This is a genomic window from Propioniciclava sp. MC1595, assembly GCF_017569205.1.
Taxonomy (GTDB): domain Bacteria; phylum Actinomycetota; class Actinomycetes; order Propionibacteriales; family Propionibacteriaceae; genus Propioniciclava.
On sequence record NZ_CP071870.1, the window covers coordinates 235,432 to 257,579 of the forward strand.

The window sequence follows — 22,148 nt, forward strand, 5'->3', positions numbered from 1 at the left end:
CAGCCGCGGTCAGGCGGACGCCGCGGCCTGCGGGAGGCGGGCGAACTCGTCCGTCCTCGGGATGGTGCGGATGTGCCGGCTGGCGCTGACGAGGACGCCGGCCACCGCGAGCAGGGCGGTGTAGGTGAGCAGGGCGGGGGTCCGCCCCCAGTGCTCGAGCAGGAACCCGGCCGCGCCGATGCCCAGCGGCATCATTGCCGACGAGACGAAGCCGGACGCCGACCCGGCCCGGCCCTGCATGGCGTCGGGGGTGACGTGCAGGCTGAACGCGCCCACACCGGCGTTGACCGCGGGCAGGGCCAGCGACACCGCGCACCCCAGCGCGCCGACCCACCACACCGAGGGGCTCAGCGGCATCAGCGCGAGCAGGACCACCATCGACCAGATCACCGCGATCGTCACCGTGCCGACGCGCAGGCGTCGCAGCAGCAGGCCCGCCAGGAGGGCGCCGACGAGGGCGGACGCCCCGAGCGCCGACTCGAGCAGGCCGAGGCCCTGGGGCGGGAGGCCGTCGCGCTGGAGGGCGAGGATCGCGACGGTGAAGATCCCGTTGGCGGCGAGGTTGAGCACCATCCCGATGGCGACCATGTCCCGGATCGGGGCCGTCCGCCACACCCACCGGAGGCCCTCGCCGATCTCGCGCAGGAGCCCGGTGGAGGCGTCCGGGGTGCGTTCGGGCGCGGGCAGGGGCGTCCGGACCGAGCGGTAGCCGAGCGCCGCCAGCGCGTAGAGGACCGCGTTGGTGACCAGCGGGACGACGTGGCCCACGGCGAACAGCGCACCGCTGAGGGCGGGGCCCACGAGGGAGCCGACGCTCATGCGGGCCTGGGTGACGGTGGCGGCGGTGCCGAGTTGCTCGGGGGGCACGATCGTCTTGATGGCCGCGCGCCCGGCCGGCCAGATGAAGGAGGCCAGGCACCCCTCGACGAGGGCGACCGCCAGCAGGTGGCCGAACGTGATGGTGCCCAGCGCGCCCGCGATCGGGACCGTGGCCATGACCACCGCCAGCAGCAGGCCGGTGACGACGAGGGTGCGGCGCCGGTCCCACCGGTCGACCAGGGCGCCGGCGGGCAGTCCGGCCGCGAGGTGGCCCACGCCGTAGGCGGCGCTGACCAGGCCGGCCTGGGCCGACGAGCCGGTGAGCTCGAAGGTGAGCAGGAGCAGCGCCATGCCGGTCATGCCCGAGCCGACCGCCTCGACGACCTGGCCGCCGGTGAGGCGGACGTAGTCGGGGTTGCGCCGCAGCGGGGTGGGGGCGGTCTCGGTCATGGCACCATCATGGGACACGCAAGACTCCTTGCGCAATAGTTCTTGCGCAACAAGTCTTGATAGGGTTCCGTCATGGAGAACAGGCCGCTGCGCGTCGCCGACGCCGAGACGCTGCGGGCCTTCGCGCACCCGTTGCGGCTGCGCATCCTCTCCGACCTCTCCGAGCGCGGCCGGTCGAACGTGGTGGGTGTCGCCGAGCGGCTGGGGGAGCCGGCGAACTCGGTCAGCTACCACCTCTCGATCCTGGCCCGGCACGGCCTCGTGGTCGCGGCCGAACCCCCCGAGGGCGCGACCCGGCGCGAGCGCTGGTGGCAGACGGGGTCGACCACCGGCTTCGCCGTGGACGCCGTCGACGACGAGTCCCGGCCCGCGGTGGTCGAGGCCCTCACGACGTGGTCCCAGCAACGGGCCGGTGAGGTGGCCCGCCGGCTGATGGCGTCGGCGGAGGAGGCCGAGGCACGGGGCCTCCCGGCGACGCAGAGCGGCCTGGGCGTGTGGCTCACGCCCGAGGAGGCGCGCGCGGCGGCGGCCGAGCTCCGGGCGGTCGCGCGCCGGCTGGGCGAGCAGTACCGGGCCCAGCGGGCGCACGGCACCCTGGCCGAGGGCCCGGGGGCGGGCGCCGACTACTACCTGTTCGACCTCACCTTCTTCGCCGACCTCTCCGGGCAGGCGACGCTGCGCGGCTCGATCAACGTGGGCGGTGACCCCGACTGAGCCGTCCCGTCAGGGGCGCAGGCGCGCGATCGCGGCGTCCAGCATCGGCTCGGTGAGCTTGCCGGTGAAGGTGTTCTGCTGGCTGACGTGGTAGCACCCGACGAGCCGCACCGGGTTGCCGTTCGGGAGGGCCAGCGTGGCCTCGGCGCCGTGGCCGAACCTCGGCTTGGGGCGCGGAACCGCCCAGCCGAGGCGACGGGCGGCGGCCAGTGTGGAGTCCCACGCGATCGACCCCAGCGCCATGATCGCGGTCACGTGCGGCGCGGCCAGTTCGAGGTCGCGGTCCAGCCACGGCGCGCAGGTCGCCTTCTCCTCGGTCGTCGGCTTGTTGTCGGGGGGCGCGCAGTGCACGGGCGCGACGATCCGCAGCCCCGTCAGCACGAGGTCGTCGCCGGCGTGGGTCGCACGGGGCTGGTTGGCGAACCCCGCGCGGAACAGGGCGGCGTACAGCCAGTCGCCCGACCGGTCGCCGGTGAACATGCGGCCGGTGCGGTTGGCGCCGTGCGCGGCGGGGGCGAGCCCGACCACCAGGGCGGCGGCGTCCGGGTCACCGAAGCTGGGCACCGGGCGCCCCCAGTACGGCTGGTCGGCGAACGAGGACCGCTTCGTCGCGGCGACGTCCTCGCGCCAGGCCACCAGGCGGGGGCAGGCGCGGCAGACCGTGACGGCGGCGTCCAGCTCGGCGCGCAACGCGGTGGCGGCGAGCCGGGCGACGGCGTCCGAGGCGGTGGCGACCGGGGTGGACGCCGTGGCGGGGTCGCCGGGCCAGCCCGTGCCGGGGGGCACGGGGGACGCGAACGGCTGCCCGGTGATCGGGTGCGGCAGGGGGTCGGAGCCCATGGCGACACCTTAGGCTCAGCGGCATGCGCGGAGTGATCATGCACGGGCCCGGCGACATCCGGGTCGAGGACCGTCCGGACCCCACGATCCAGGAGCCGACGGACGCGGTCATCCGCGTGACGGCCACCTGCGTGTGCGGCTCGGACCTGTGGGGCTACCGGGGCATCAACGACCCGACCGACCCCAGGCCGATGGGGCACGAGTACTGCGGTGTCGTCGAGGCCGTGGGCGGCGCCGTGCGCGACATCGAGGTCGGCGACTTCGTGGTCGGCGGCTTCTACGCGTCCTGCAACGAGTGCGCCCACTGCCGGGCGGGGTTCCCCAACGGCTGCGTGCGGCACCAGTGGTACGACGGCTGCCAGGCCGAGCTGCTCCGCGTCCCGCTCGCGGACGGCACCTTGGTCGCCACCCCGGGGCAGCCGGACGAGGCCTTGGTGCCCTCGCTGCTGACGCTCAGCGACGTCATGGCGACCGGCTGGCACGCGGCCGTGATGGCGGGCGTCCGCCCGGGCGGCACCGCGGTCGTCGTCGGGGACGGGGCCGTCGGGCTGTGCGGCGTGCTCGCGGCCTCACAGCTCGGGGCCGGGCGCGTGATCGCGATGAGCCGGCACGCCTCGCGCCAGAAGGTGGCCCGCCGGTTCGGCGCCACCGACGTCGTCGAGGAGCGCGGGGACGAGGGCGTCGCCCGCATCGCGGAGCTGACCGACGGCGTCGGCGCGGATGCCGTGCTGGAGTGCGTCGGCACCGGGGACGCCATGAACCAGGCGATCGCCTGCGCCCGCCCCGGCGCGATGGTCGGCTTCGTCGGCGTCCCGCACGGGGTCGAGCTGCCGATCGGGCAGATGTTCGCCCGCAACGTGGGCGTCCGGGGCGGCATGGCGACCGTGCGCACCTACCTGCCCGACCTGATGGAGCGCGTGTGGTCGGGCAGGATCGACCCCGGGCTCGTCTTCGACCTCACCCTCGGGCTCGAGGACGCCGCCGAGGGCTACCGGGCGATGGACCAGCGCCGGGCCATCAAGGCGTTGTTGCGTCCCTGAGCCCCAGCGTGGCCGGCAGCGACGGCGTCCGGCCGTGGACGTGCTCGCCGAGGAAGCCGAGCACGACCTCGTACCAGACCAGCGCGTGCTGGGGCTGGAGGATCCAGTGGTTCTCGTCGGGGAAGTACAGGAACCTGTGGGGGCTCTGGCCCTTCTCGTCGGCGGGCAGGCCCGACTTGCTGAGCAGCTCCCACCACAGGCGCAGGCCCTCGCCGATCGGGACGCGGTAGTCCTTGTCGCCGTGGATCACCAGCATCGGAGTGCGGATCTCGCCCACCGAGGTGTGCGGCGAGTGGCCCTCGACGAGCCCGCCCATCTCGCGCGCCCAGTAGTACGGGGCATCGGTGGTGGGGCCGAACTGGTCGAGCGCCCACAGGCTGGCGTGGGTGACGATCGCCGCGAACCGGTCGGTGTGGCCGGCGATCCAGTTGGCCATGTAGCCGCCGAAGCTGCCGCCCATCGCGATGGTCTTGCGCGAGTCGATGTCGTCGCGCGCCTCGGTCGCATCGGTGATGGCCATCAGGTCGGTGTAGGGCGCATCGCCCCACGTGCCCCAGCCGCGCTCGATGAAGTCCTGGCCGTACCCCGTGCTCAGCGCCGGGTCGGGCAGCAGGACGGCGTAGCCCTGGGCGACCATGTTCCACGGCGTCCAGCGCCAGGACCAGGCGTTCCACGAGCCGAGCGGGCCGCCGTGGATCCACAGCAGCAGCGGTGCCGGCTTCTCGGGCGACGCGCCGTGGGGCAGCGCCAGCCACCCACGAATCCGGACGCCGTCGGCTGAGGTCGTCTCGACCTCGACCAGCGTGCCGGGCAGCTCGGGGCGCTCGACCGGGTTGGGCAGACGGGTGACGGAGTCGCCGTCGATGCGGACGACCTCGGTGGGGTACGCGTAGCTCGAGCGGGCGCCGTACACCGTGCCGTCGGGGGCGATAGCGGCACCGCCGTAGGCGGCGTCGTCGTGGGTGAGCTGGGTGACCCCACCGGAGGCGACGTCGAGGCGGAACAGCGGGCCCCGGCCGTCCTGGTCGGCCTGCAGCAGCACGGCGTCGCCGGCGGGGTACCAGGCGATCGGGCTCGCCCACTGGTCGAACGCGTCGGCGATCGGGCTGACGATGCCCGAGGCGATGTCGAGCAGGCCCAGCTCGTGGCTCGGGGCCATGGTGGCGGTGCCGGTGCGGCCGTACACCACCAACGCGCGGGTGCCGTCGGGGCTGACCGGGCCGGGCGTGTAGTCGGTGCCGGTGACGCCGGCCACGAGGTCGGTCCAGGTGCCCTCGGCGACGTCGACCTTCACGATCGAGGTCAGCCGGTCACCCAGCGCGACCGGGATCGTGCGGCCGGCCAGCACGAACGAGCCGTCGGGGGCCACGCTCAGGCCGTGGCTGCTCAGGTGGCTGCCGAGACCCTTCGTGAGCAGGCGCAGGCGCTTCGGGGCGACGGCGTCCACGGTGCGGGGGAGCGTGGGGTCGGTGGCGGCCTCGGCGTCGGCGGGATCGGCCGCGTCGGCGTCCTCGTCGGACGGCTCGGTGATGGGGGCGTCCTCGAGCACGAAGAGGTGGGCGGCGTCGGGGCCGAGGTCGGCGTCCCAGTAGCGCACGGCCGCGTCGGTGTGCAGGATCGCGGCGACCTTCTTCTCCTTGCGCTGCTTGCGCGCCTCGGCGTCGGCCTTCTCGGGGTCGTCGGCGTGCTCGGCCACCGGCATCAGCGGGGCAACGACGAACACGCCGCCGCCGCGCCCGGTCAGGACGGCCTGGATGCCGCCGGGACGCGAGATGACCAGCCGGGCCTCGCCGCCCGCGGCAGGGACCATCCAGAGCGCGGCGACCGGGTCGTCGCCGTCACCGTCGGGGTCGGGGCGGGCCGAGACGAAGTACAGGTTGCCCTCGGCGTCGAAGGCCGCACCCGACTCGCCCTTGGCCGAACGGGTGACGCGGCGCGCGGGCGCCTCGCCGGCCGGGTCGAGCTCCCAGACCGCGTTGGCGTAGCGGGTCTTCTTGGCGTCCAGCGTCGAGACGATCGTGGCCAGCCGCTTGCCGTCGGGACTCAGCGCCAGCCCGTTCACGCGCGGGTACGCGATGAAGTGCTGCAGGTCGTGGAACGGGGTCTCAGGGCGTCGTCGACTCATGCGGCCCATCCTGCCGCGCGGGTCAAGACTGCGACGGGAGTTGCTGCTCGACGGGGAACGCGGACGAGGCCAGCGTCACCGACCCGTCGGCCTTGCCCACGATGACCGGGCCGTTCCCCAGCAGACCGGCCGCGAAATCGCCGGTCAGCGACGCGCGCGTGTTGTAGCCGAAGACCCACGCGGTCGGGTACTCGGTGCACGAGGCGATCACGATCTCGTGGGCGTGGACGGGTTGGACGTTCTCGGCCAGGTGGCGCCGAGCAATGTCGAAGGCATCCTGCAGGGCAACGCGTTCATGGCCGCCCCATCGGTGTCGAGAGCGCCGCCACGACCTCGGCAGGCGGAAGGTAGCCGTGTTCGGCGACGTAGTGCAGCACCAGGTTCGGTGCCACCCAGCGTCGCCCGCCCGCCATCACCTCGATGCTGGCGCTGCCGAGGTGGAGCGTGTCTCCCTGCTTCGTCGTGTACTCGGTGGGGTGGAAATCGGGCGACCACGGGCCGACCTCCTCGGGCGCCGGGCGGGGACAGAAGGCGCAGGTGTGGAAGCCGCGAGTGCGATCGATGGGGCTGCGGGCGGCCTCCTCGAGCCCGCGCCTCACCTCCGGTGGGCAGGGGGCCTCCCGGAACGGGTGCCGCGGGTCGAGCCAGCCGAAGGCCAGCGTGTCCTTCTGCCAGGGCCACTTGCGTGGCGTGAGCACCGACTCGTCCTCGTGGTACATGGGACTCCTCTCAGGGCAGCAGGGGGTAGTTGCGGCACGCCGCCCAGTCGTACGTACCCCCATTGGGGGTGATCAGGTCGGCCAGGGACGTCGCGGTGGACACCGTGACGGGGTTGTTCTCGATGTTCAGTTTCGGATTTATGGGCGGGTAGAGCACGTGCTCTGGGATGACGTCCCCGGGCCCGTAGACATCGACGGGCTTGGGCCGGAACGGCCAGCGCATCTGCCATTCGATCTGGTTGCCCAGGCTGTCGAGGATCGTGTCGCCCTCGGCCCCGTACATCCGGATCCGGACACCCTCGGGCACGACCATGTGGTTGTGGGGGATCCCGATCTGGGGGATGTGCTGGACCGGGGTGCCGGGGATGCCCCCGTGACCGGAGAGCACGGTCCCGTCCGCGGCGAAGCTGCGGCCCAGGATGTTGCCCGCCACGTCCTGGATCGCGTGGCCGGCTGCTGCGCCTCCCCCACCGAGGACCCCGCCCATGAGCCCCTCGGAGCCCGCGGCCATGAAGAAGCCGCCCACACTGTGGGGGCCGGGGCCCGTCATGTAGCGGTACCCGCCCATGCCGAAGCCCTCGAAGGCGCCCGAGCCGGCGCCGATTGCGACGGTGGCGCGCAGGCCGCTCATGCTCGTCCGTGCCATCAGGGCTGTCGCCCCCAGGCCACCGACCGCACCGAGTGCTGCCGAGACGGCCACCTGGTCCCACTTGACCTCGCCGGTGGTCGCCTTCTGGATGATGGTGTCGGCGCCGGCCCCGATGAGCATCATGCCGAGGGGGCCTCCGGCGCCGGTGGCGACGAGGACACCGCCTGCGATCACCATCGCACCGCCGGCGAGGTACTCCCAGTTGTCCGACACCCAGTCGCCGGCCGCGGCGAGGAAGCCCTGGTTGGCGTCGCGGTACGCCTGCAGTTCGGCATCGGTGACCGGACGCCGACCGCTCGGGTCGAGCGCGTGCAGCGGGTCGTTGCCGGCGTAGCTGTAGGGGTTGTGCGCCCACCCGGCGCCGGCGATACCGACGAGGGGGTCGACGGACAGGAACCCCTGGGTGGCAGGGTCGTAGGCGCGCTGCCCCAGCCACTCGAGACCGGCCACCGTGAGCCCGCCCGAGGCGAGCAGGCCGACCCCGGCGACGTCCAGCCCCGTGGGGGAGGACCAGGGGCCGTTCGCGTCCGACCGCTGGCGCCAGCCGACCGGGGACCAGCCGCCGGTCGAGCCCATGACGCCCGGCCCGACGACGACCGGCTGGTCCGCAACCTCGACCGCGGGGCGCTGGGGGTCGATCGAGTCCCAGAACACCTCCGCGTCGTCGACCCGGGCGAGCTCGCCGAGGGCGTCCACGAGGAGGGTCGTCGTCCCCGCCGGGCCCGCCATCGCGGAGAGCCAGCCGCGGGCGTGCCACGCGAAGGTGGTGCGACCCTGGGGCCCTTCCTCGGCCGTGCGGCGGCCCAGCTCGTCGTAGGTGTAGGTGGTGGTGCCGGCCGGCGAGGTCGTGCGCGTGAGCTGGCCGGCGGCGTCGTGCTCGAGGTGCACCTCGCCCGACGCGTCGGAGCGGGAGGCCACGCGACCCAGGGCGTCGTACGCCCAGCGCTCCTCGACACCGGCACCGGTTCGGGCCACGAGCTGGCCGGCGGCGTCGTGGTCGAAGTGCTCGGCCCGACCATCGCGGACGACCCCGCTCAGGCGACCGTCGCCGTCCCACATCAGCTCGGTGGTGGACCGCACGCCCGCCTCGGTCAGGTGGTGGCGTGCCACGGAGCCGTCGCGGTGCTCCCACTCCTGGGTGGTGCCGGCGGACGAGGCCCGGACGAGGCGGCCCGCGGCGTCGTGGACGAACTCGACCCTGCCGATGCCGTCGGCGTCGATGGCGGTGACCCGGCCCGCGGCGTCCCGTTCGTACCGCGTGCTGGTGCCCGCTGGCGTGGTCACCCCGACGCAGCGCCCGTTGTCGTCCCACGACCACCGCAGCGAGCGGCCGTCGCGGGCGCGCTCGACGAGCCGGCCCGCGGCGTCCCACACCAGGGAGACCTCGCCGTCGGCCGTGGCCGCGGTCAGGCGACGCCCGTCGGCCGCCCGGGTGAAGCGGGTCACCGTCTCCCCGTCGACGGCGAGGTCGGTCATCGCGCCCGTCCCGTCGTAGGCCCAGGTCAGGCGCTGCCCGTCCGGCTGCTCCTGCCAGACCTGGCGGCCCGCGGCGTCGTAGCCCGCGCGCGTGGTCCGGCCCAGGGGGTCGGTCTCGGAGGCGATCTGGCCGAGGGGCGTCCAGCTGCGGCGCACGGTGCCGCCCATCGGGTCCTGCACCTCGATCGCGCGGCCGAGGTCGTCGTAGCGGTAGCGGGTGACCCCGCCGAAGGCGTTCACGGCCTCGACGAGCTGCCCGGCCGCGTCGTACCGGAAGGTGCGGGCGCCCCACATGCGGTCGCGCAGGCCGACCACGCGCCCCGCGAGGTCGAACGTCCACGTGGAGCGGCCCAGGCCGGGCGCCGTCCGGGCGACGGTGCGGCCCAGCGCGTCGTACTCGTACCGGGTGACCGCGCCGGTGGCATCGGTCTCGGTGGCCAGGTGCCCGTCGGCCGTGTAGGTGAAGGTGGTCGTGGCGCCCAGCGGGTCGGTGACCGACTGCAGGCGGCCGCAGCGGTTCCACGCGTACCGGGTGGTGCTGCCGTCCGGACGCCGCAGGCCGACCAGGCGGCCCGCGATGTCCCGTTCCAGGGAGGTCACGTGCCCGAGCGCGTCGACGTACTCGACGGGACGGCCGCAGCGGTCGTGGCGGGTGAGCCGGCTGCCGCCGTCGGGGGCCTGCACCGAGACGATGCGGCCCAGGGTGTCGGTGCGCACGACCGCCGTGGAGTCGCCGACCGTGGTGCTCACCGCGCCCCCGGGGGAGCGCGTGGACTCCACGACGTGGTCGGTCGGGTCGGTGGTGCGCGTCGGGCCGCCGTTGACGTCGTACTCCTGCCGCCACGTGCCCCCCTCGGGGGACGTGACCGCGACCAGCCGGGACAGGGTGTCGTGTGCGTACTCCCAGGCGCTGCCGTCGGGCAGCTCGACGCGGGCGAGGTTGCCCAGCGCGTCGAACTCCCGGGTCACGGTGCGGCCGAGCGGGTCGGTCGTGCGGTGGGCCTCGCCGGCCTCGTCGCGCTCGATCGTGGTGCGGTGGCCGTACGGGTCGGTCGTCGCGGTCGCGCGGCCGCCGGCGGTGAACTCGTAGGCCCACACCGCGCCGTCGGGGGTGGTCTTCGAGGCCAGGGCGCCCCGGGCGTCGTAGGAGAAGGTCGTGCGGTGGCCCGAGGGGGTGATCGCGGCGGTCACCCGACCGGCGTCGTCACGCTCGAGGCGGGCGGCGTTGCCGTCGGCGTCGGTCGTGGCGACCAGGTCGCCGTGGGCGTCGTAGGTGTGGGTGACGGTGACCCCGGCCGGGTCGGTGATCGCCGTGAGCAGGTTGCCGTCCCAGGCCAGGGTGGTGACGCCGCCCTCGGCGTCGACCATCCGGCTCGGGTTCCGGTCGGTCCCCTCGTAGGCGTAGGTCGTGGTGGCCAGGTCGCCGTCGTTGTCGACGACCACCTCGACGGGGCGGTCGGCCTCGTCGTAGACCGTGTCGACCCGCGCGCCGGACGGCAGCACCTGCGTGGTGCGACGGCCCCGTGCGTCGAACTCGGCCAGCGTGACCGACCCGTCACGCCCGGTCGCCATCACCAGCTGCCCGTGGGCGTCATAGGCCATCGACTGGCGCTGGTCGTGGGCGTCGACGACCCCCACGAGGCGGCCCTTGTCGTCGTGCAGCCACGTGTTCGACCGCGACCCGTCGGTGTCGGCGACGACGGTGACGCGGCCGGGGAGGTAGGAGAAGCGCGTGGTGCGGCCGTGGCGGGAGACCTGGGTGACCACGCGACCCTGCTCGTCGTAGGTGTTGACCGCCTCGGCCACGCCGTCGGCGTCGGTCACGCTCTCGATCAGCCCGGCGGCGTTCCAGCCGTAGCGGCGGGTCGCGCCATCGGTCGAGACCGCGACCAGCCGGCCGGCCTCGTCGTAGCCGTAGTCCACGCGGCGCCCGTCGGAGGACACCAGCGCAGCGATGCGGTCGTCGGCCCACTCGACGGCGATCGAGCGGCCGCGCTCGTGGGCCAGGCCGAGCAGGCGCAGGCCGTCCCACGCCAGCTCCACCCGCGTGCCCGGGCCGCGCTCGAAGCAGGCCAGTTGCCCGCCGGCCAGGAACTCCCAGCGCCCGCCGGCGTTGTCGGTGACCGCGTGGCCGTCGCCCGCGGCATCCAGCCAGTAGGCCTCGGAGGTCGCCCGACCCCAGCCGGAACCCTGCCGGGGGAAGTGCACCTCGCGGCCGTCGGCGTGCCGCCAGCGGGCACCCTCGGCGTCGAGGGCCAGACCCGCCTCGGCCACCGAGGACCAGCCCGGGCCGAACGCGCCCACGCCGGGGTGCAGCGAGTTGTACAGGCGGTCGAACCGAAGGGTGGCGTTGCCGCCGGCGAAGCCCAGGTCGCACTCGGGCTCGAGGAAGTTGCCCGTCGCGGTGTTCACCGGGTCGTTGGCGTACCCCGTGGTGGGCGGGGCGCCGTAGGCCTGCGGCGGGTCGATCGTGAGCTGCGTGCGCTCGGCGTTCACGCCGGCCGCCGCCAGCGACGCCGTGATCGCCGCGTTGGAGGTCGTCACGAGGCCGTCGCTGCCCGCGGCCTCGAAGGCCGCCGCCACGGTGTCGGCCCAGCGCACGTCCTCTCCGTTGGCGCTCAGGTAACGGTCGAAACCGGTCCAGACCGTGGACGCCTCGAGGCTGCCGAACCCGCACCCGGCCGTGAAGTCGTCGTAGGCGCTGCGGAGGTTGCCCGGCCAGGAGGCGAGGTCGTCGTTGGCGCCCCGGGAGTTGGACGCGAAGGTGCGCAGGTGGTCGGGCCGGGCCGACGAGGTGCCGGTGCTGCCCGAGCCCTGCAGGGGATCGCGGACGCCCTGCTCGGGCTGCGCGAACGACAGCGAGACCGGCTGGGCGGCCGGGCCGACTGGCGGATCCTCCCCGCCGGTGAACCAGTCGGCCACGTGGTCCCAGAAGCCCCGCTCGTCCTGCCGCTGCTTCCACGCGCGGGCGGTCTCCCGCCGGTCCTGCTCACTGCGCGCCTCGCGGGCGAGCTGGTCGGCCCCCTCGGCGACCTCGCGCAGGCGGGCCACCAGCAGGCGGGCGTCTGAGGCCTGCACCCGGCCGTTGCCCCGGAACAGCTCGGAGTAGTAGCCCAGGAAGTCGGCCAGCGCGTGGGCGACCCAGCCGGACCGCGAGGTGGCCTGGCCCTCGATCGCGTTGGCCGCGTTGCGGCAGCGGCGGGCCAGCGTCGAGGCGGCGACGTGGTTGAACCGGACGTCGGACTCGATGCCCTGCATGATGCTCACGGGTGAGACCTCCAGGGGGTGGACGAAGCTCGTCCAACGTAACAGGCGAGGCCGACATGGCGGCCCCCATCCACAGGGGAGCACTCCCCGTGCGTAGGCTGGGCCCACCGCGTGAGAGGAGCACCATGGAGCGCAGCACGTACGTCCTGGTCGATGGCGAGAACATCGACGCCACCCTCGGGACGTCGTGCTCGCCAGCCACGACCGCGACTTCGTCGAGACCCTCACCCCGCTCGTGGACGGGCGCCGGGTCGGCATCGTCGGCTTCGAGGAGTTCCTGTCGGGCAGCCTGCGCGAGCTGTTCGAGCGCGGCGTGGAGTTCTTCGACCTCGAGTACCACGTCGAGGCGTTCAACGAGCGGCTGCCCCGCCTGCGGATCATCCCCATCGACCAGTTCGACCCGAACGAGTTCCTGTAGGCCGGGGGGCGGCCGGCCTCAGCGCGCGGCGTCCGGCGGGAAGACCACGGGGCCGCGAATGCCGGCCGCGTGCAGCGTCTGGATGCCCCGCTCGAGCAGCTCGCGCTGCACGCCCCAGTGCTGGTTCGGTGCCGTCTTGGCGAAGATGCGGATGGTGGTCGTCCCTGCGCGCACCTCGTTGACGCCGGCCACGTCGGGCTCCTCGAGCAGGACGCCGGCGAACTTCTCGTCGGCGTACATGTCCTTCACCATCGCGCGCAGGACCTCGATGGCGCGCGCCGGGTCCTCGGTGGAGGCGATCGGCACGTCCACCGTCCCGGTCGACCAGCCCTGCGACTGGTTGCCGATGCGCAGGATCTCGCCGTTGCGGACGTACCAGATCTGGCCCCCGGCGTCCCGGAGGCGGGTGACGCGTAGGCCGACCTCCTCGACCGTGCCGACGACCTCGCCGGTGTCGATGAGGTCGCCGACGCCGAACTGGTCCTCGAAGATCATCAACATGCCGGAGATGTAGTCCTTGATGAGGGACTGCGCGCCGAAGGCGAGCGCGATGCCACCGATGCCGGACGCCGCCAGCACCGGCTCGAGCGGGATCGCGAGGACGCGCATCACCGTGAGCAGCACCAGCAGGACGACGATGATGTCGACCGCGTTGGTGAGCACCGACCCCATCGTCTTGACGCGGGCGAGGTGGCGCTCGTCGGTGGTGCCGGTGATGCGGCCCAGCATCCGGTCGGCGCGGGACTCGGAGGCGCGGTGCCGGTCCGCCACGGCGATGGAGGCGTCGACCCCCGTCCGGATCGCCCGGCGCACGACGAACCGCAGCACGATCGCGACGAGCAGCACGACCCCGATCGAGATCGCCGACTCGGGCCAGGTGAACACGACGAGCGGGGTCATGCGCCCATTCTGTCAGCTCTCGTGCCCCGTCCCGACCACGCGACGGCGACGGCCGGGCACCCGGTGTGGGTGCCCGGCCGTCGCGCGGGGGTGTGTGGTGCGTGGGCGCCGATCAGCCGCCACCGGCCGAGAAGATGTTCTGCGAGATCTTGTCGAGCTGCATCTGCAGCTCCTCGAGCTCGGTCTTGGCCTTGTCGAGGGCGGCCTTCGTCTCGGGCCAGGTGGAGGTGCGGAACTGCTGGGCCAGCGGACCGTCCCAGTTGTTCGGGTCGGACAGGGTGCGGCCGTGGTTGTCGAGCTGGGTGATCTGCTCGCTGAAGCCACCGTTGATGGTGGAGATCAGGCCGCGGATGGCCGCCTTGGCCTGCTCGGTGGAAAGAACGCGTGACATGTGTGTCTCCTTGGTTGCTCTTCGGTCGGGTTACCCACGTCCTGGAAGCTGTCGGGGTGGGTCGACGTGTTCCACGCTAACAGGGGGCCGGGGGCCATTCCCAGCTGTCCACAGGGTTTGGGGAGTGCTCCCCACCCCCGACGGGGAGCGCCGGGGGAGCAGGGTCGCGATGAGGAACGGGAAGGCCAGCAGGCCCGCCCACACGAAGCCGCCCCACAGCAGCGAGACGCCGAGGACCAGCGCGTGGTCCCACGCGAACCAGTCGGCGATCGTGAGGTCACGGGTGCTCGGCAGCACGATGGCCGCCCACACCAGCACGACCGCGGACAGGTAGAGCCCGAGCAGGGCGCGACCCAGGCGGCCGGGGTGGCTGAGCACGGCGGCGGCCAGCAGCGTGTAGCCGGCGCCGACCGCGAGGTGGGGCAGGGACGTGCCCAGCGCCGCGAAGCCGGCGAGCCACAGGGCGCCGCAGGCGAGCACGAGGATGCCCAGCCCGCGGGAGCCCACGACGGCGTGTGTCACGGTGCCTCCTCGTCCTCACGGTGACCTGCGACGAGGCTAGTGGCCGGTCGGGGCCCCGCGCTCGCCATTGGGATCACCCAGCCACTTCGGGCGGCTTCGCGGCCCCCGCACGCCCGGCGCGGGCGACCAGGGTCGGGGTTCCGCCCGTGAGACCCAGCTCCTCGAGGGTGATCCGGGCGAACACGATCTCGTCGTAGTCGCCGGCCTCCCAGGCCAGGCCCAGCGCACCGTCGGCCAGCGGCACGCACACCGAGTAGGCCGAGGCGCCGGCGTCCACCAGCAGCGGGGCCGACCAGGTGCGGCCGAGGTCGGTCGAGGTGCGCACCGACAGCCGGGTGCGCACGTCGGGGTCGTCGCACGTGGACGCCACCACCACCGGCCCGTCGGAACTCGGCAGCAGCGCGAGGCCGCCGTTGCAGGCCGGGTCGACCAGCGCGGCGTCGGGGACCGGCGCGGAGAACGTCTCCCCGCCGTCGGTCGAGCGCGTGCTCCGGCGCCGCGGGGTGGCCCGGGCGTGCAGCAGCACGCTGCCGTCGGGTAGCCCGAGCACCTTGTTCTCGTCGCAGTCGGGGCCGACGCGTTCGCCGAGCGCCCAGCTGTCCCCGTGGTCGTCGGAGTGGGCCGTGGCCGCGAAGTGCTCCCCGGCGGCGGTGCGCAGGACGAACGGCTGCAGCAGCCGGCGTCCGACCACCGAGCCGTTGCCCGAGGAGGCGAACATGCCGGTGACGTCGCGGGGCTTCAGTCGGGTCATGGCGCAGTGCGCCCAGGTCAGCCCGTCGTCGTCGGAGGTCGAGACCCAGAGCTCGAGGCCCTCGCCGTCGGGCCCCTCCTCGGCGGAGAAGAACGACCGGCCGGTCGAGCCGACGTACCAGCAGAAGATGCGCCCGGTGGCGGGGTCGACCAGCAGCGACGCGTCCCCGTAGCCGTGCCCGGGGGAGTGCCGGCGCAGCGCGCGGGGCTCGCTCCAGGTCCGGCCGTGGTCGTCGGAGTGGCGCAGCGCGATGTCGAAGTCACCCGGCAGGTCGCGCCAGTCGGCGCGCACGTCCCACGCCGCGAGCACCCGCCCGGACGCCGTGACGGCCAGGGCGGGGATGCGGTGGCAGGGCGCGTCGAAGGCCGATCCCGGGAACGGGTCGCCCGCGCGCGCCAAGGTGATGAGGTCCATGACCTCAGCCTCGCACGGCCTCGGCGAACCAGCGGGTGATCGACGTCGGGTGGGTGATGGCGGTGCCGACGACGACGGCCCACGCGCCGCGGCGCACGGCCTCGGCGGCCTGCGCGGTGGTGTGCACGCGGCCCTCGACCAGCACCGGGGTGCCCGAGGCGGCCGCCAGGGCGACCATGCCGTCGACGACCTCCCAGTCCGGGCCGTCGGTCGTGTCGCGCTCGCCGGTGTAGCCGGCCAGCGTGGTGCCCAGGATGTCGGCGCCGGCCGCCAACGCGGCCTCGGCGTCGTCGACCGAGCCGCAGTCGGCCATGACCAGCACCTCGGGGTACTCCGCGCGCAGGCCGACGATGGTCTCGGCCAGCGTGAGCCCGTCGGGCCGCGGGCGGCGGGTGCCGTCCAGCGCCACGACCTCGCAGCCCGTGGCGGCGACCTCGAGGCAGTCGGCCAGCGTCGGAGTGATGTACACGCCGGTGTCGCCGACCTTGACCAGGCCGATGATCGGGACGTCGACGACCGGGCGCATCGCGCGCAGGTCGTCCAGGCCCTTGCCGCGGACGCCGACGGCGCCGCCGGCCACGACCGCCTGCGCGACCTGGGCCATGGTGTTCGGGTCCAGCATCGGCTCCCCCGGGTAGGCCTGGCAGGACACCACCAGGCCGCCGCGGAGGGCGTCCAGCACTGTGTTCATCAACGCTCCTCACTCGTGGTCGGGACGCCGGCGAGCCGGAACACGTCCCGGGCCGCGCCCAGCAGCGCGGCGTTGTTGCGGTGCCGGGCGCGGACGACGGGCACCTCGGCGAGCGCGTCGGGCAGCCCGGCGCGCAGTTCTTCCTCCATCTCCGACCACCAGACCGACGAGGGCCTGGGGACGCCGCCGCCCAGCACGACCACCGCGGGGTCGAGCACGAGCACCAGCCAGCTGAGCACGCGGCCCACCCGGCGCCCGAGCAGCCGTACGACGCGGTCTGCGAGCGGGTCGCCGTCGGCGGCCAGCTTCACGACGTCCTGGCCACGGGCCGCGGAACCGTTGCCGCCGAGGGCCAGGTAGGCGTTCAGGATGGCCGGCCCGGCGGCCTCGTCCTCGAACGAGTGCGGGCCCTGGCCCGGCAGGACCACGAGGCCGTCGTCGGGGGTGAAGCGCAGGCGGCCGACCTCGCCGGCCATCGCGTGCGCGCCCCGCAGCACCTGCCCGTCGAGGCAGAACGCGGCGCCGATCCCGGTGCCGACGGCCAGCATCAGCATGGACGCCGCCCCGGCTCCGGCGCCGCGCCACGACTCGCCCACGGCGTGGGCGTCCACGTCGTTCTGGACGTGGATCGGCAGCGTCCTCGCCCACGGCAGCCGCTCCCGCAGTCCCGCCACGACGTCGGTGCCCAGCCACGCGGTGAAGGTGTCGGAGGAGGACACGACGGTGCCGGTGGTGGTGTCGACGCCTCCGGCCGTGCCGATCCCGATGCCGGCCAGGCGTTCGGGGTCGAGGCCGGCCAGCTGTCCGGCGACGGCCTCGGCGAGGGCGTCCAGCACCGCCCCGGCGCCCGCGTGGGCGGGCGTGGGCACCTTGGAGGTGGGCGTGACCAGCTCGCCGGTGGCGTCGACGGTCGCGGCGGCGATCTTGGTGCCACCGACGTCCAGGGCGATGGCGAGGGGGGTCGCAGGGGTCATCGCAGCAGGCCGGCCTCGCGCACGATCGCCTCGACGCCGGCGACCTCCTCGGCCGACAGGGCCTCGATCGGGGCGGGCATGGTGCCGGACGCGATCACGCCGAGCGCCGCGCAGGCGGCCTTGAAGGCGCCGATGCCCCCGGCGTCGCCGGAGCGGCCCTGAGGGACGAAGGCGATCTCGAAGAGGCGGTTGATGCGGTCCTGCTCGGCGCGGGCGGCCTCCCAGTCGCCGCGCTCGGCGGCCTCGAACAGGCGCACGTAGCCGGCGGGGTCGACGTTGGCCAGGCCCGGCACGCAGCCGTCGGCGCCCAGCAGGAACATGCCGTCGCACATGACCTCGTGGCCGGTCGAGACCGACAGCGGGGAGCCGGCCGCACGGTTGGCGTCCACGAGGCGGCGGAAGGCGACGTCGTCGCCGGAGGAGTCCTTGACACCCGCGATGACGCCCTCGCGCCCGAGTTGCACGAGCATGTCGCGGCCGAGCTTGGCCGGGCCACGCACGGGCACGTCGTAGGCGATGACGGGGATGTCGAGTCCGGCGGCGACGAGCCGGAAGTGGTCGGCGATCTCGGCGGAGTTGTTCAGCGCGTACAGCGGTGCGGTGACGACGACGGCGCTGGCGCCCAGGGCCTGGGCGCGGCGGGCGTGGTCGAGGACGCGGCGGGCGGTGAGGTCGGGCGTCCCGACCATGACGGGCACGCGGCCGGCGGCCGTGGCGATGACGTGCTCGACCACGGTGTCCCGCTCGGCGTCGGTCAGGTAGGCCACCTGACCCGAGCTGCCGAGCACGAACAGGCCGTGGACGCCGCCGCCGATGAGGTGCTCGACGAGGGAGTCGAGGCTGGCCAGGTCGAGCGACCCGTCGGCGTGGAAGGGGGTCAGGACGGGCGGGACGACGCCGCGGAGGATGGACATGGTTTTCCTCACAGAAGGGACGGGACGGCACCCAGGAGGGTGCGCGTGTAGGCGTGCTGGGGGTTGTTGAAGAGCTGCTCGGCGGGGCCGGTCTCCACGACCTGTCCGGCGAACATCACCGCCATGCGGTCGGAGACGTAGCGGACCGTGGAGATGTCGTGGCTGATGAAGACCATGCCGAGGCCGAGCTCGTCCTTCAGGTCGGTCAGCAGGTTGAGCACCTGGGCGCGGACCGACACGTCGAGGGCCGAGGTCGGCTCGTCGGCGACGATGATGTCCGGCTCGAGGGCCAGGGCGCGGGCGATGGCGACGCGTTGGCGCTGGCCACCCGAGATCTGGCGGGGCAGGACGTCGAGCGCCGACAGCGGCAGGCCGACCAGCCCGAGCAGGCGCTTGACGCGCTCCTCGCGCTCGTCCTCGGTGCCGATGCCGTGCACCTTGAGCGGGTCGATCAGCTGCTCGCGGACGAGCATGCGCGGGTTGAGCGCGGTGGCCGGGTCCTGGAACACGACCGACACCGCGCGGCCCAGCTCGCGCCGGGACGCCGCGTCGTAGCCGAGCGGTCGCCCGCGGAAGAGCACCTGGCCCTGCGTGGGCCGCTGCAGGCCCACCAGGACGCGGGCCAGGGTCGACTTGCCACAGCCCGACTCGCCGACGATGCCGACGGTCTCGCCGCGGGAGACCTGGAAGTCGACGTCGTTCACGGCGTGCACGGTGCCGGGCTTGAACAGCCCGCCGGTGCGCGTCCTGTGGATCACGTGGACGCCCTTGAGCTGCAGCGTCGGCGCTCCGGCGACCGGCGTGTGCGCGCGGACGTCGGCGTCGGATTCCGGGGCGGTCGACGGGGCGTCGGCCGGCACGGACAGGGCGGCGTGGCCCGGGGGCAACCCGGTGCCGGACAGCGGTGCGGAGTCGGTCATCGCTGGGGCTCCTCGGTGTAGGCGGAGTCGGGGTGGGCCGCGTAGCGGTGCCCGGTTTCGGAGACGGCGACCATCTCGGGCCGGACGTCGAGGCCGACGGTCGGGTGCGACGAGCGCGGGGCGAACCGGTCGCCCTGGACGAACTCGCGCGGGCTGGGCACTACGCCGGGCACCTGGTGCAGGCGGCCGGAGCCGGACTCGATCGACAGCACCGCGCCCAGCAGGCCGCGGGTGTACTCGTGGCGCGGATCGGTGAGCAGCTCGAGGGTCGGGCCGGTCTCGACGACCTGGCCGGCGTACATGACGGTGATCCGGTGCGCGACGCTCGCGACGAGCGCGAGGTCGTGGGACACGAACACCATCGCGAAGCCCAGCTTGGTGCGCAGCTCGTTGAGCAGGTCGACGACCTGCTTCTGCACGGTCACGTCGAGGGCCGTGGTCGGCTCGTCGGCGATGACCAGCTTCGGGTTGCGGGTCAGGGCCATGGCGATGAGGACGCGCTGACGCTGGCCGCCCGACAGCTCGTGCGGGTAGCTCTTGAGCGTGCGGTCGGGGTCGAGGCCGACGAGCTCGAGCAGCTCCTGCGCGGTGCGCTGGCCGCCGCGGCTGGTCAGCTGCTTGAACTGGGCGCTGATCAGCATCGACGGGTTGAGGGAGCTCAGGGCGTCCTGGTAGATCATCGCGATCTCGTGGCCGCGCAGGGCGTTGTGCTCCTTGGGGCTGAGCTCGAGCAGGTCGACCCCGTTGAACAGGATCTCGCCGGTCAGCTTCGCGGTCGGGGGCAGCAGGCCCATGATCGCCATCGACGTGATCGACTTGCCGCAGCCGGACTCGCCGACCAGGCCCATTGTCTCGCCGGGGCGAACCTCGAAGGACACGTTGTCGACGATCTCGACGTCTCCGTGGGCGTTGGGGAAGGAGATCGAGAGGTTCCTGACCTCCAGCAGGGGCGCGGCCGCGGCGTCCGCGTCGGACAGCACGAGCCGGTCGTTGCGGGCCAGCTCGGCGGCCCTGAGGGAGCCCAGCCGCTGCTGCAGGGTGTCGGCCTGCGCGACGTGCGCGGCGGCGATGCCCGCGGCGGTGCCGGCGCCGCTCATGGACTCCTCGTCGGCCTGGACGTTGACGCGCTTCTTGATCTTCGGCGAGGCCAGCGAGTCGGTCAGGCCCTCGGACAACACGTTCAGGCTCAGTGTGGTGATGAGGATGAGCAGGCCGGGGAAGAAGGTCGTCCACCAGTGGCCCGACAGCAGCAGGATCTTGCCCTCGCTCAGCATGTTCCCCCACGTGGGCGTGTTCACCGAGGTGATGCCGGCGCCGATGAAGGACAGGGAAGCCTCGAACACGATCGCGTCGGCGACCAGCACGGTGGCGAACACGAGGATCGGCGCGATGCAGTTGCGGGCGACGTGCTTGGCGAGGATCCACCACGTGCGCGCACCCATCACCTGGGAGGCGGCGACGTAGTCCTCGCCGAACTGGGCCAGGACGTTGGCGCGGACGACGCGGGTGAGCTGCGGCACGTACAGCAGCGCGATGGCGATGATGACCACGGGCAGGATCGGCAGGCGCGAACTGAGCGCGAGCACCAGGACGGCCGCCAGCGCGATGCCGGGGAAGCTCATGATGATGTCGAGCACGCGCATGAGCACCTCGGAGACCCACTTGCGCGACGTCGCCGCGATCGAGCCGAGGACGGCAGCGACGACGAGCGCCAGGCCGGTGGCGGCGAGGCCGACGACGAGCGAGATGCGGGTGCCGTGGACGGCGCGGGAGAAGATGTCGCGGCCGCCGTCGTCCGTGCCGAACCAGAACATCGAGTTCGGGGGCACCGAGTTGTCGGGGATGACGGTCTTGCCCACGCCGGCGATCTCGACCTCCTGCATGACGACCATGTCGGCCGGCACGAGGCTCGTCGCGTCGGGGGAGTAGGGGGCGACCACGGGGGCGAAGATCGCGACGAGGGCCATCAGGGACAGCACGACGACGGCGATTTTGGAGCCGATGGGCAGGGTCTTGAAGCCCTGGAACCGCAGGCCGGGCTGCTGCAGCTTGGTGCGGGAGTCGGCGGACAGCATCAGATGCTCCTGATCCGGGGGTTGACCAGCACGTACAGCAGGTCGACCACCAGGTTGATGACGATGAACGCGATGGCGACGGTGATCGTCACGCCCTGGACGATGTTCACGTCGTTGCGGGTGATGCCCTGGAAGATGAGCTGGCCCATGCCCTTGATGTTGAAGATCATCTCGATGACCACGGCGCCACCCATCAGGTAGCCGACGCGCAGGCCGAGCACGGTGAGCGGGGTGATCAGCGCGTTGCGCAGGACGTTGCGGGCGATCACGACGGGCTTGGGGATGCCGGCGCCGATGGCGGTGCGGACGTAGTCCTTGTCGAGCTCCTCGACCATGGCGGTGCGGACGACGCGGGTGAGCGAGCCGGCGACCGGGATGGCCAGGGAGATGGCGGGCAGCGCGATCTGGTTGACGTAGCCGGCCGGGTCCTGGCTGAACGGGATCCAGTCGTTGACCAGCGCCGGGAAGGTGCCGGTGCCGCCGGGGACGGTGGAGAACGCCTGGATCAGCAGCAACGCCAACCAGAAGGACGGGGTGGCGAGGCCGGCGATCGACAGGACGCGGATCACCTGGTCGGGCCACTGGTCGCGGTAGAGGGCGGCGACGACGCCGAGCACCAGCGCGAACACGACGGCGATGATCAGGCCGATGAACGTCAGCTGCAGCGTGATCGGGAAGCTCTCGGCGACCATCTGCGTGATCGGGACGCCGGTGAACGACTGGCCGAGGTCGCCCTGCACCAGCATGGCGAGGTAGCGGCCGAGGCGGACGAGCACGGGATCGTCGAGGCCGTTGGCGACGCGGTAGGCCTCCAGCGCCTCGAGTGAGGCGGACTCGCCCAGAGCCAGGCGGGCCGGGTCGGCCGTGGACAGCGACATCACGAAGAAGACCAGCAACGTCACGCCCAGGACCATGATCGGCATCGCCAGCAGGCGGCGTCCGAGCAGGCGGAACAGGTTGGACACGGTGGATCGCTCCTAGCGAAGGGGGGACTCATCGAGGGCGACGGCGGCAACGCCAACGGGTCGCCGTCGACCCGGATGAATCACACCTGGGGCGGTGTGGGGTGGGGGTGAGGT

General features: G+C 73.3%; 19 protein-coding genes. 3 read left to right on the top strand and 16 right to left on the bottom strand.

The window, feature by feature from the left end; all coding sequences use genetic code 11:
- Nucleotides 1-9 precede the first annotated feature (9 nt).
- The gene (locus J4N02_RS00990) at nucleotides 10-1,269 is read right to left on the bottom strand and encodes an MFS transporter (protein WP_188333719.1); all 1,260 of its coding nucleotides are present in this window, start codon (nucleotides 1,267-1,269) and stop codon (nucleotides 10-12) included.
- 72 nt (nucleotides 1,270-1,341) lie between these two features.
- Between J4N02_RS00990 and J4N02_RS17135 the strand changes: the two genes are divergently transcribed.
- Nucleotides 1,342-1,983: a helix-turn-helix domain-containing protein gene (locus J4N02_RS17135; RefSeq protein WP_188333718.1), complete on the top strand. Its 642-nt coding sequence runs from the start codon at nucleotides 1,342-1,344 to the stop codon at nucleotides 1,981-1,983.
- Between the two features lie 9 nt (nucleotides 1,984-1,992).
- Here J4N02_RS17135 and J4N02_RS01000 read toward each other — a convergent pair whose 3' ends face one another.
- Nucleotides 1,993-2,823, bottom strand: a complete 831-nt coding sequence (locus J4N02_RS01000; protein ID WP_182817916.1) for a uracil-DNA glycosylase — start codon at nucleotides 2,821-2,823, stop codon at nucleotides 1,993-1,995.
- A 23-nt stretch (nucleotides 2,824-2,846) separates the two neighbouring features.
- Between J4N02_RS01000 and J4N02_RS01005 the strand changes: the two genes are divergently transcribed.
- Nucleotides 2,847-3,863 carry a zinc-dependent alcohol dehydrogenase family protein gene (locus J4N02_RS01005; RefSeq protein ID WP_188333717.1) on the top strand — a complete coding sequence of 339 codons (1,017 nt, stop codon included), beginning with the start codon at nucleotides 2,847-2,849 and terminating at the stop codon, nucleotides 3,861-3,863.
- Here J4N02_RS01005 and J4N02_RS01010 read toward each other — a convergent pair.
- The 4 genes from J4N02_RS01010 to J4N02_RS01025 are packed head-to-tail and all read right to left on the bottom strand — an operon-like array spanning nucleotide 3,841 to nucleotide 12,090.
- Nucleotides 3,841-5,988 (bottom strand): alpha/beta fold hydrolase, encoded by a 2,148-nt coding sequence (locus J4N02_RS01010; protein ID WP_208091060.1) that lies wholly within the window; start codon nucleotides 5,986-5,988, stop codon nucleotides 3,841-3,843. The genes J4N02_RS01005 and J4N02_RS01010 overlap by 23 nt on opposite strands.
- A 22-nt stretch (nucleotides 5,989-6,010) precedes the next feature.
- Nucleotides 6,011-6,328 carry a YrhB domain-containing protein gene (locus J4N02_RS01015; RefSeq protein ID WP_188333798.1) on the bottom strand — a complete coding sequence of 106 codons (318 nt, stop codon included), beginning with the start codon at nucleotides 6,326-6,328 and terminating at the stop codon, nucleotides 6,011-6,013.
- Entirely contained in the window at nucleotides 6,282-6,707 is a 426-nt protein-coding gene (locus J4N02_RS01020; RefSeq protein ID WP_188333715.1) for a hypothetical protein, read from the bottom strand. The genes J4N02_RS01015 and J4N02_RS01020 overlap by 47 nt, the downstream gene beginning before the upstream one ends.
- 10 nt (nucleotides 6,708-6,717) lie before the next feature.
- Nucleotides 6,718-12,090, bottom strand: a complete 5,373-nt coding sequence (locus J4N02_RS01025) for a DUF6531 domain-containing protein (RefSeq protein ID WP_223202472.1) — start codon at nucleotides 12,088-12,090, stop codon at nucleotides 6,718-6,720.
- A 196-nt stretch (nucleotides 12,091-12,286) separates the two neighbouring features.
- Between J4N02_RS01025 and J4N02_RS01030 the strand changes: the two genes are divergently transcribed.
- Nucleotides 12,287-12,517 carry a hypothetical protein gene (locus J4N02_RS01030; RefSeq protein ID WP_188333713.1) on the top strand — a complete coding sequence of 77 codons (231 nt, stop codon included), beginning with the start codon at nucleotides 12,287-12,289 and terminating at the stop codon, nucleotides 12,515-12,517.
- An 18-nt stretch (nucleotides 12,518-12,535) separates the two neighbouring features.
- Here the strand turns inward: J4N02_RS01030 and J4N02_RS01035 are convergent, their stop codons facing one another.
- From J4N02_RS01035 to J4N02_RS01080, 10 genes are all read right to left on the bottom strand, one after another.
- Nucleotides 12,536-13,417 carry a mechanosensitive ion channel family protein gene (locus J4N02_RS01035; RefSeq protein ID WP_188333712.1) on the bottom strand — a complete coding sequence of 294 codons (882 nt, stop codon included), beginning with the start codon at nucleotides 13,415-13,417 and terminating at the stop codon, nucleotides 12,536-12,538.
- A gap of 112 nt (nucleotides 13,418-13,529) precedes the next feature.
- Nucleotides 13,530-13,808 (bottom strand): pyrophosphorylase, encoded by a 279-nt coding sequence (locus J4N02_RS01040; RefSeq protein ID WP_182817923.1) that lies wholly within the window; start codon nucleotides 13,806-13,808, stop codon nucleotides 13,530-13,532.
- A 30-nt stretch (nucleotides 13,809-13,838) separates the two neighbouring features.
- Nucleotides 13,839-14,330 (bottom strand): hypothetical protein, encoded by a 492-nt coding sequence (locus J4N02_RS01045; protein ID WP_182817924.1) that lies wholly within the window; start codon nucleotides 14,328-14,330, stop codon nucleotides 13,839-13,841.
- A gap of 73 nt (nucleotides 14,331-14,403) precedes the next feature.
- Nucleotides 14,404-15,495, bottom strand: coding sequence for an exo-alpha-sialidase (locus tag J4N02_RS01050; RefSeq protein ID WP_182817926.1), 1,092 nt, complete (start codon nucleotides 15,493-15,495; stop codon nucleotides 14,404-14,406).
- A gap of 4 nt (nucleotides 15,496-15,499) precedes the next feature.
- Nucleotides 15,500-16,186, bottom strand: coding sequence for an N-acetylmannosamine-6-phosphate 2-epimerase (locus tag J4N02_RS01055; protein ID WP_188333711.1), 687 nt, complete (start codon nucleotides 16,184-16,186; stop codon nucleotides 15,500-15,502).
- Complete coding sequence (locus tag J4N02_RS01060) at nucleotides 16,186-17,160, bottom strand: ROK family protein (protein ID WP_182817929.1); 975 nt, start codon at nucleotides 17,158-17,160, stop codon at nucleotides 16,186-16,188. Before J4N02_RS01060 ends, J4N02_RS01055 begins: the two co-directional genes overlap by 1 nt.
- Nucleotides 17,157-18,074, bottom strand: a complete 918-nt coding sequence (locus J4N02_RS01065; RefSeq protein WP_188333710.1) for a dihydrodipicolinate synthase family protein — start codon at nucleotides 18,072-18,074, stop codon at nucleotides 17,157-17,159. Before J4N02_RS01065 ends, J4N02_RS01060 begins: the two co-directional genes overlap by 4 nt.
- A gap of 8 nt (nucleotides 18,075-18,082) precedes the next feature.
- A complete protein-coding gene (locus J4N02_RS01070; protein WP_188333709.1) occupies nucleotides 18,083-18,994 on the bottom strand; it encodes an ABC transporter ATP-binding protein in 912 nt (303 codons plus the stop codon).
- On the bottom strand, nucleotides 18,991-21,069 hold the full coding sequence (locus J4N02_RS01075) for a dipeptide/oligopeptide/nickel ABC transporter permease/ATP-binding protein (RefSeq protein WP_188333708.1): 2,079 nt from the start codon (nucleotides 21,067-21,069) through the stop codon (nucleotides 18,991-18,993). The genes J4N02_RS01070 and J4N02_RS01075 overlap by 4 nt, the downstream gene beginning before the upstream one ends.
- Nucleotides 21,069-22,034 (bottom strand): ABC transporter permease, encoded by a 966-nt coding sequence (locus tag J4N02_RS01080; RefSeq protein WP_182817935.1) that lies wholly within the window; start codon nucleotides 22,032-22,034, stop codon nucleotides 21,069-21,071. Before J4N02_RS01080 ends, J4N02_RS01075 begins: the two co-directional genes overlap by 1 nt.
- Nucleotides 22,035-22,148 lie beyond the last annotated feature (114 nt).

What these genes read in the sequence shown, in the direction of transcription:
- J4N02_RS01040 (WP_182817923.1), bottom strand. Translation starts at nt 13,808, where the DNA reads ATGTCACGCGTTCTTTCCACCGAGCAGGCCAAGGCGGCCATCCGCGGC.
- J4N02_RS01035 (WP_188333712.1), bottom strand. Translation starts at nt 13,417, where the DNA reads ATGACCCCGCTCGTCGTGTTCACCTGGCCCGAGTCGGCGATCTCGATC.
- J4N02_RS01025 (WP_223202472.1), bottom strand. Translation starts at nt 12,090, where the DNA reads ATGCAGGGCATCGAGTCCGACGTCCGGTTCAACCACGTCGCCGCCTCG.
- J4N02_RS01005 (WP_188333717.1), top strand. Translation starts at nt 2,847, where the DNA reads ATGCGCGGAGTGATCATGCACGGGCCCGGCGACATCCGGGTCGAGGAC.
- J4N02_RS17135 (WP_188333718.1), top strand. Translation starts at nt 1,342, where the DNA reads ATGGAGAACAGGCCGCTGCGCGTCGCCGACGCCGAGACGCTGCGGGCC.
- J4N02_RS01075 (WP_188333708.1), bottom strand. Translation starts at nt 21,069, where the DNA reads ATGCTGTCCGCCGACTCCCGCACCAAGCTGCAGCAGCCCGGCCTGCGG.
- J4N02_RS01070 (WP_188333709.1), bottom strand. Translation starts at nt 18,994, where the DNA reads ATGACCGACTCCGCACCGCTGTCCGGCACCGGGTTGCCCCCGGGCCAC.
- J4N02_RS00990 (WP_188333719.1), bottom strand. Translation starts at nt 1,269, where the DNA reads ATGACCGAGACCGCCCCCACCCCGCTGCGGCGCAACCCCGACTACGTC.
- J4N02_RS01020 (WP_188333715.1), bottom strand. Translation starts at nt 6,707, where the DNA reads ATGTACCACGAGGACGAGTCGGTGCTCACGCCACGCAAGTGGCCCTGG.
- J4N02_RS01050 (WP_182817926.1), bottom strand. Translation starts at nt 15,495, where the DNA reads ATGGACCTCATCACCTTGGCGCGCGCGGGCGACCCGTTCCCGGGATCG.
- J4N02_RS01065 (WP_188333710.1), bottom strand. Translation starts at nt 18,074, where the DNA reads ATGTCCATCCTCCGCGGCGTCGTCCCGCCCGTCCTGACCCCCTTCCAC.
- J4N02_RS01010 (WP_208091060.1), bottom strand. Translation starts at nt 5,988, where the DNA reads ATGAGTCGACGACGCCCTGAGACCCCGTTCCACGACCTGCAGCACTTC.
- J4N02_RS01000 (WP_182817916.1), bottom strand. Translation starts at nt 2,823, where the DNA reads ATGGGCTCCGACCCCCTGCCGCACCCGATCACCGGGCAGCCGTTCGCG.
- J4N02_RS01060 (WP_182817929.1), bottom strand. Translation starts at nt 17,160, where the DNA reads ATGACCCCTGCGACCCCCCTCGCCATCGCCCTGGACGTCGGTGGCACC.
- J4N02_RS01055 (WP_188333711.1), bottom strand. Translation starts at nt 16,186, where the DNA reads ATGAACACAGTGCTGGACGCCCTCCGCGGCGGCCTGGTGGTGTCCTGC.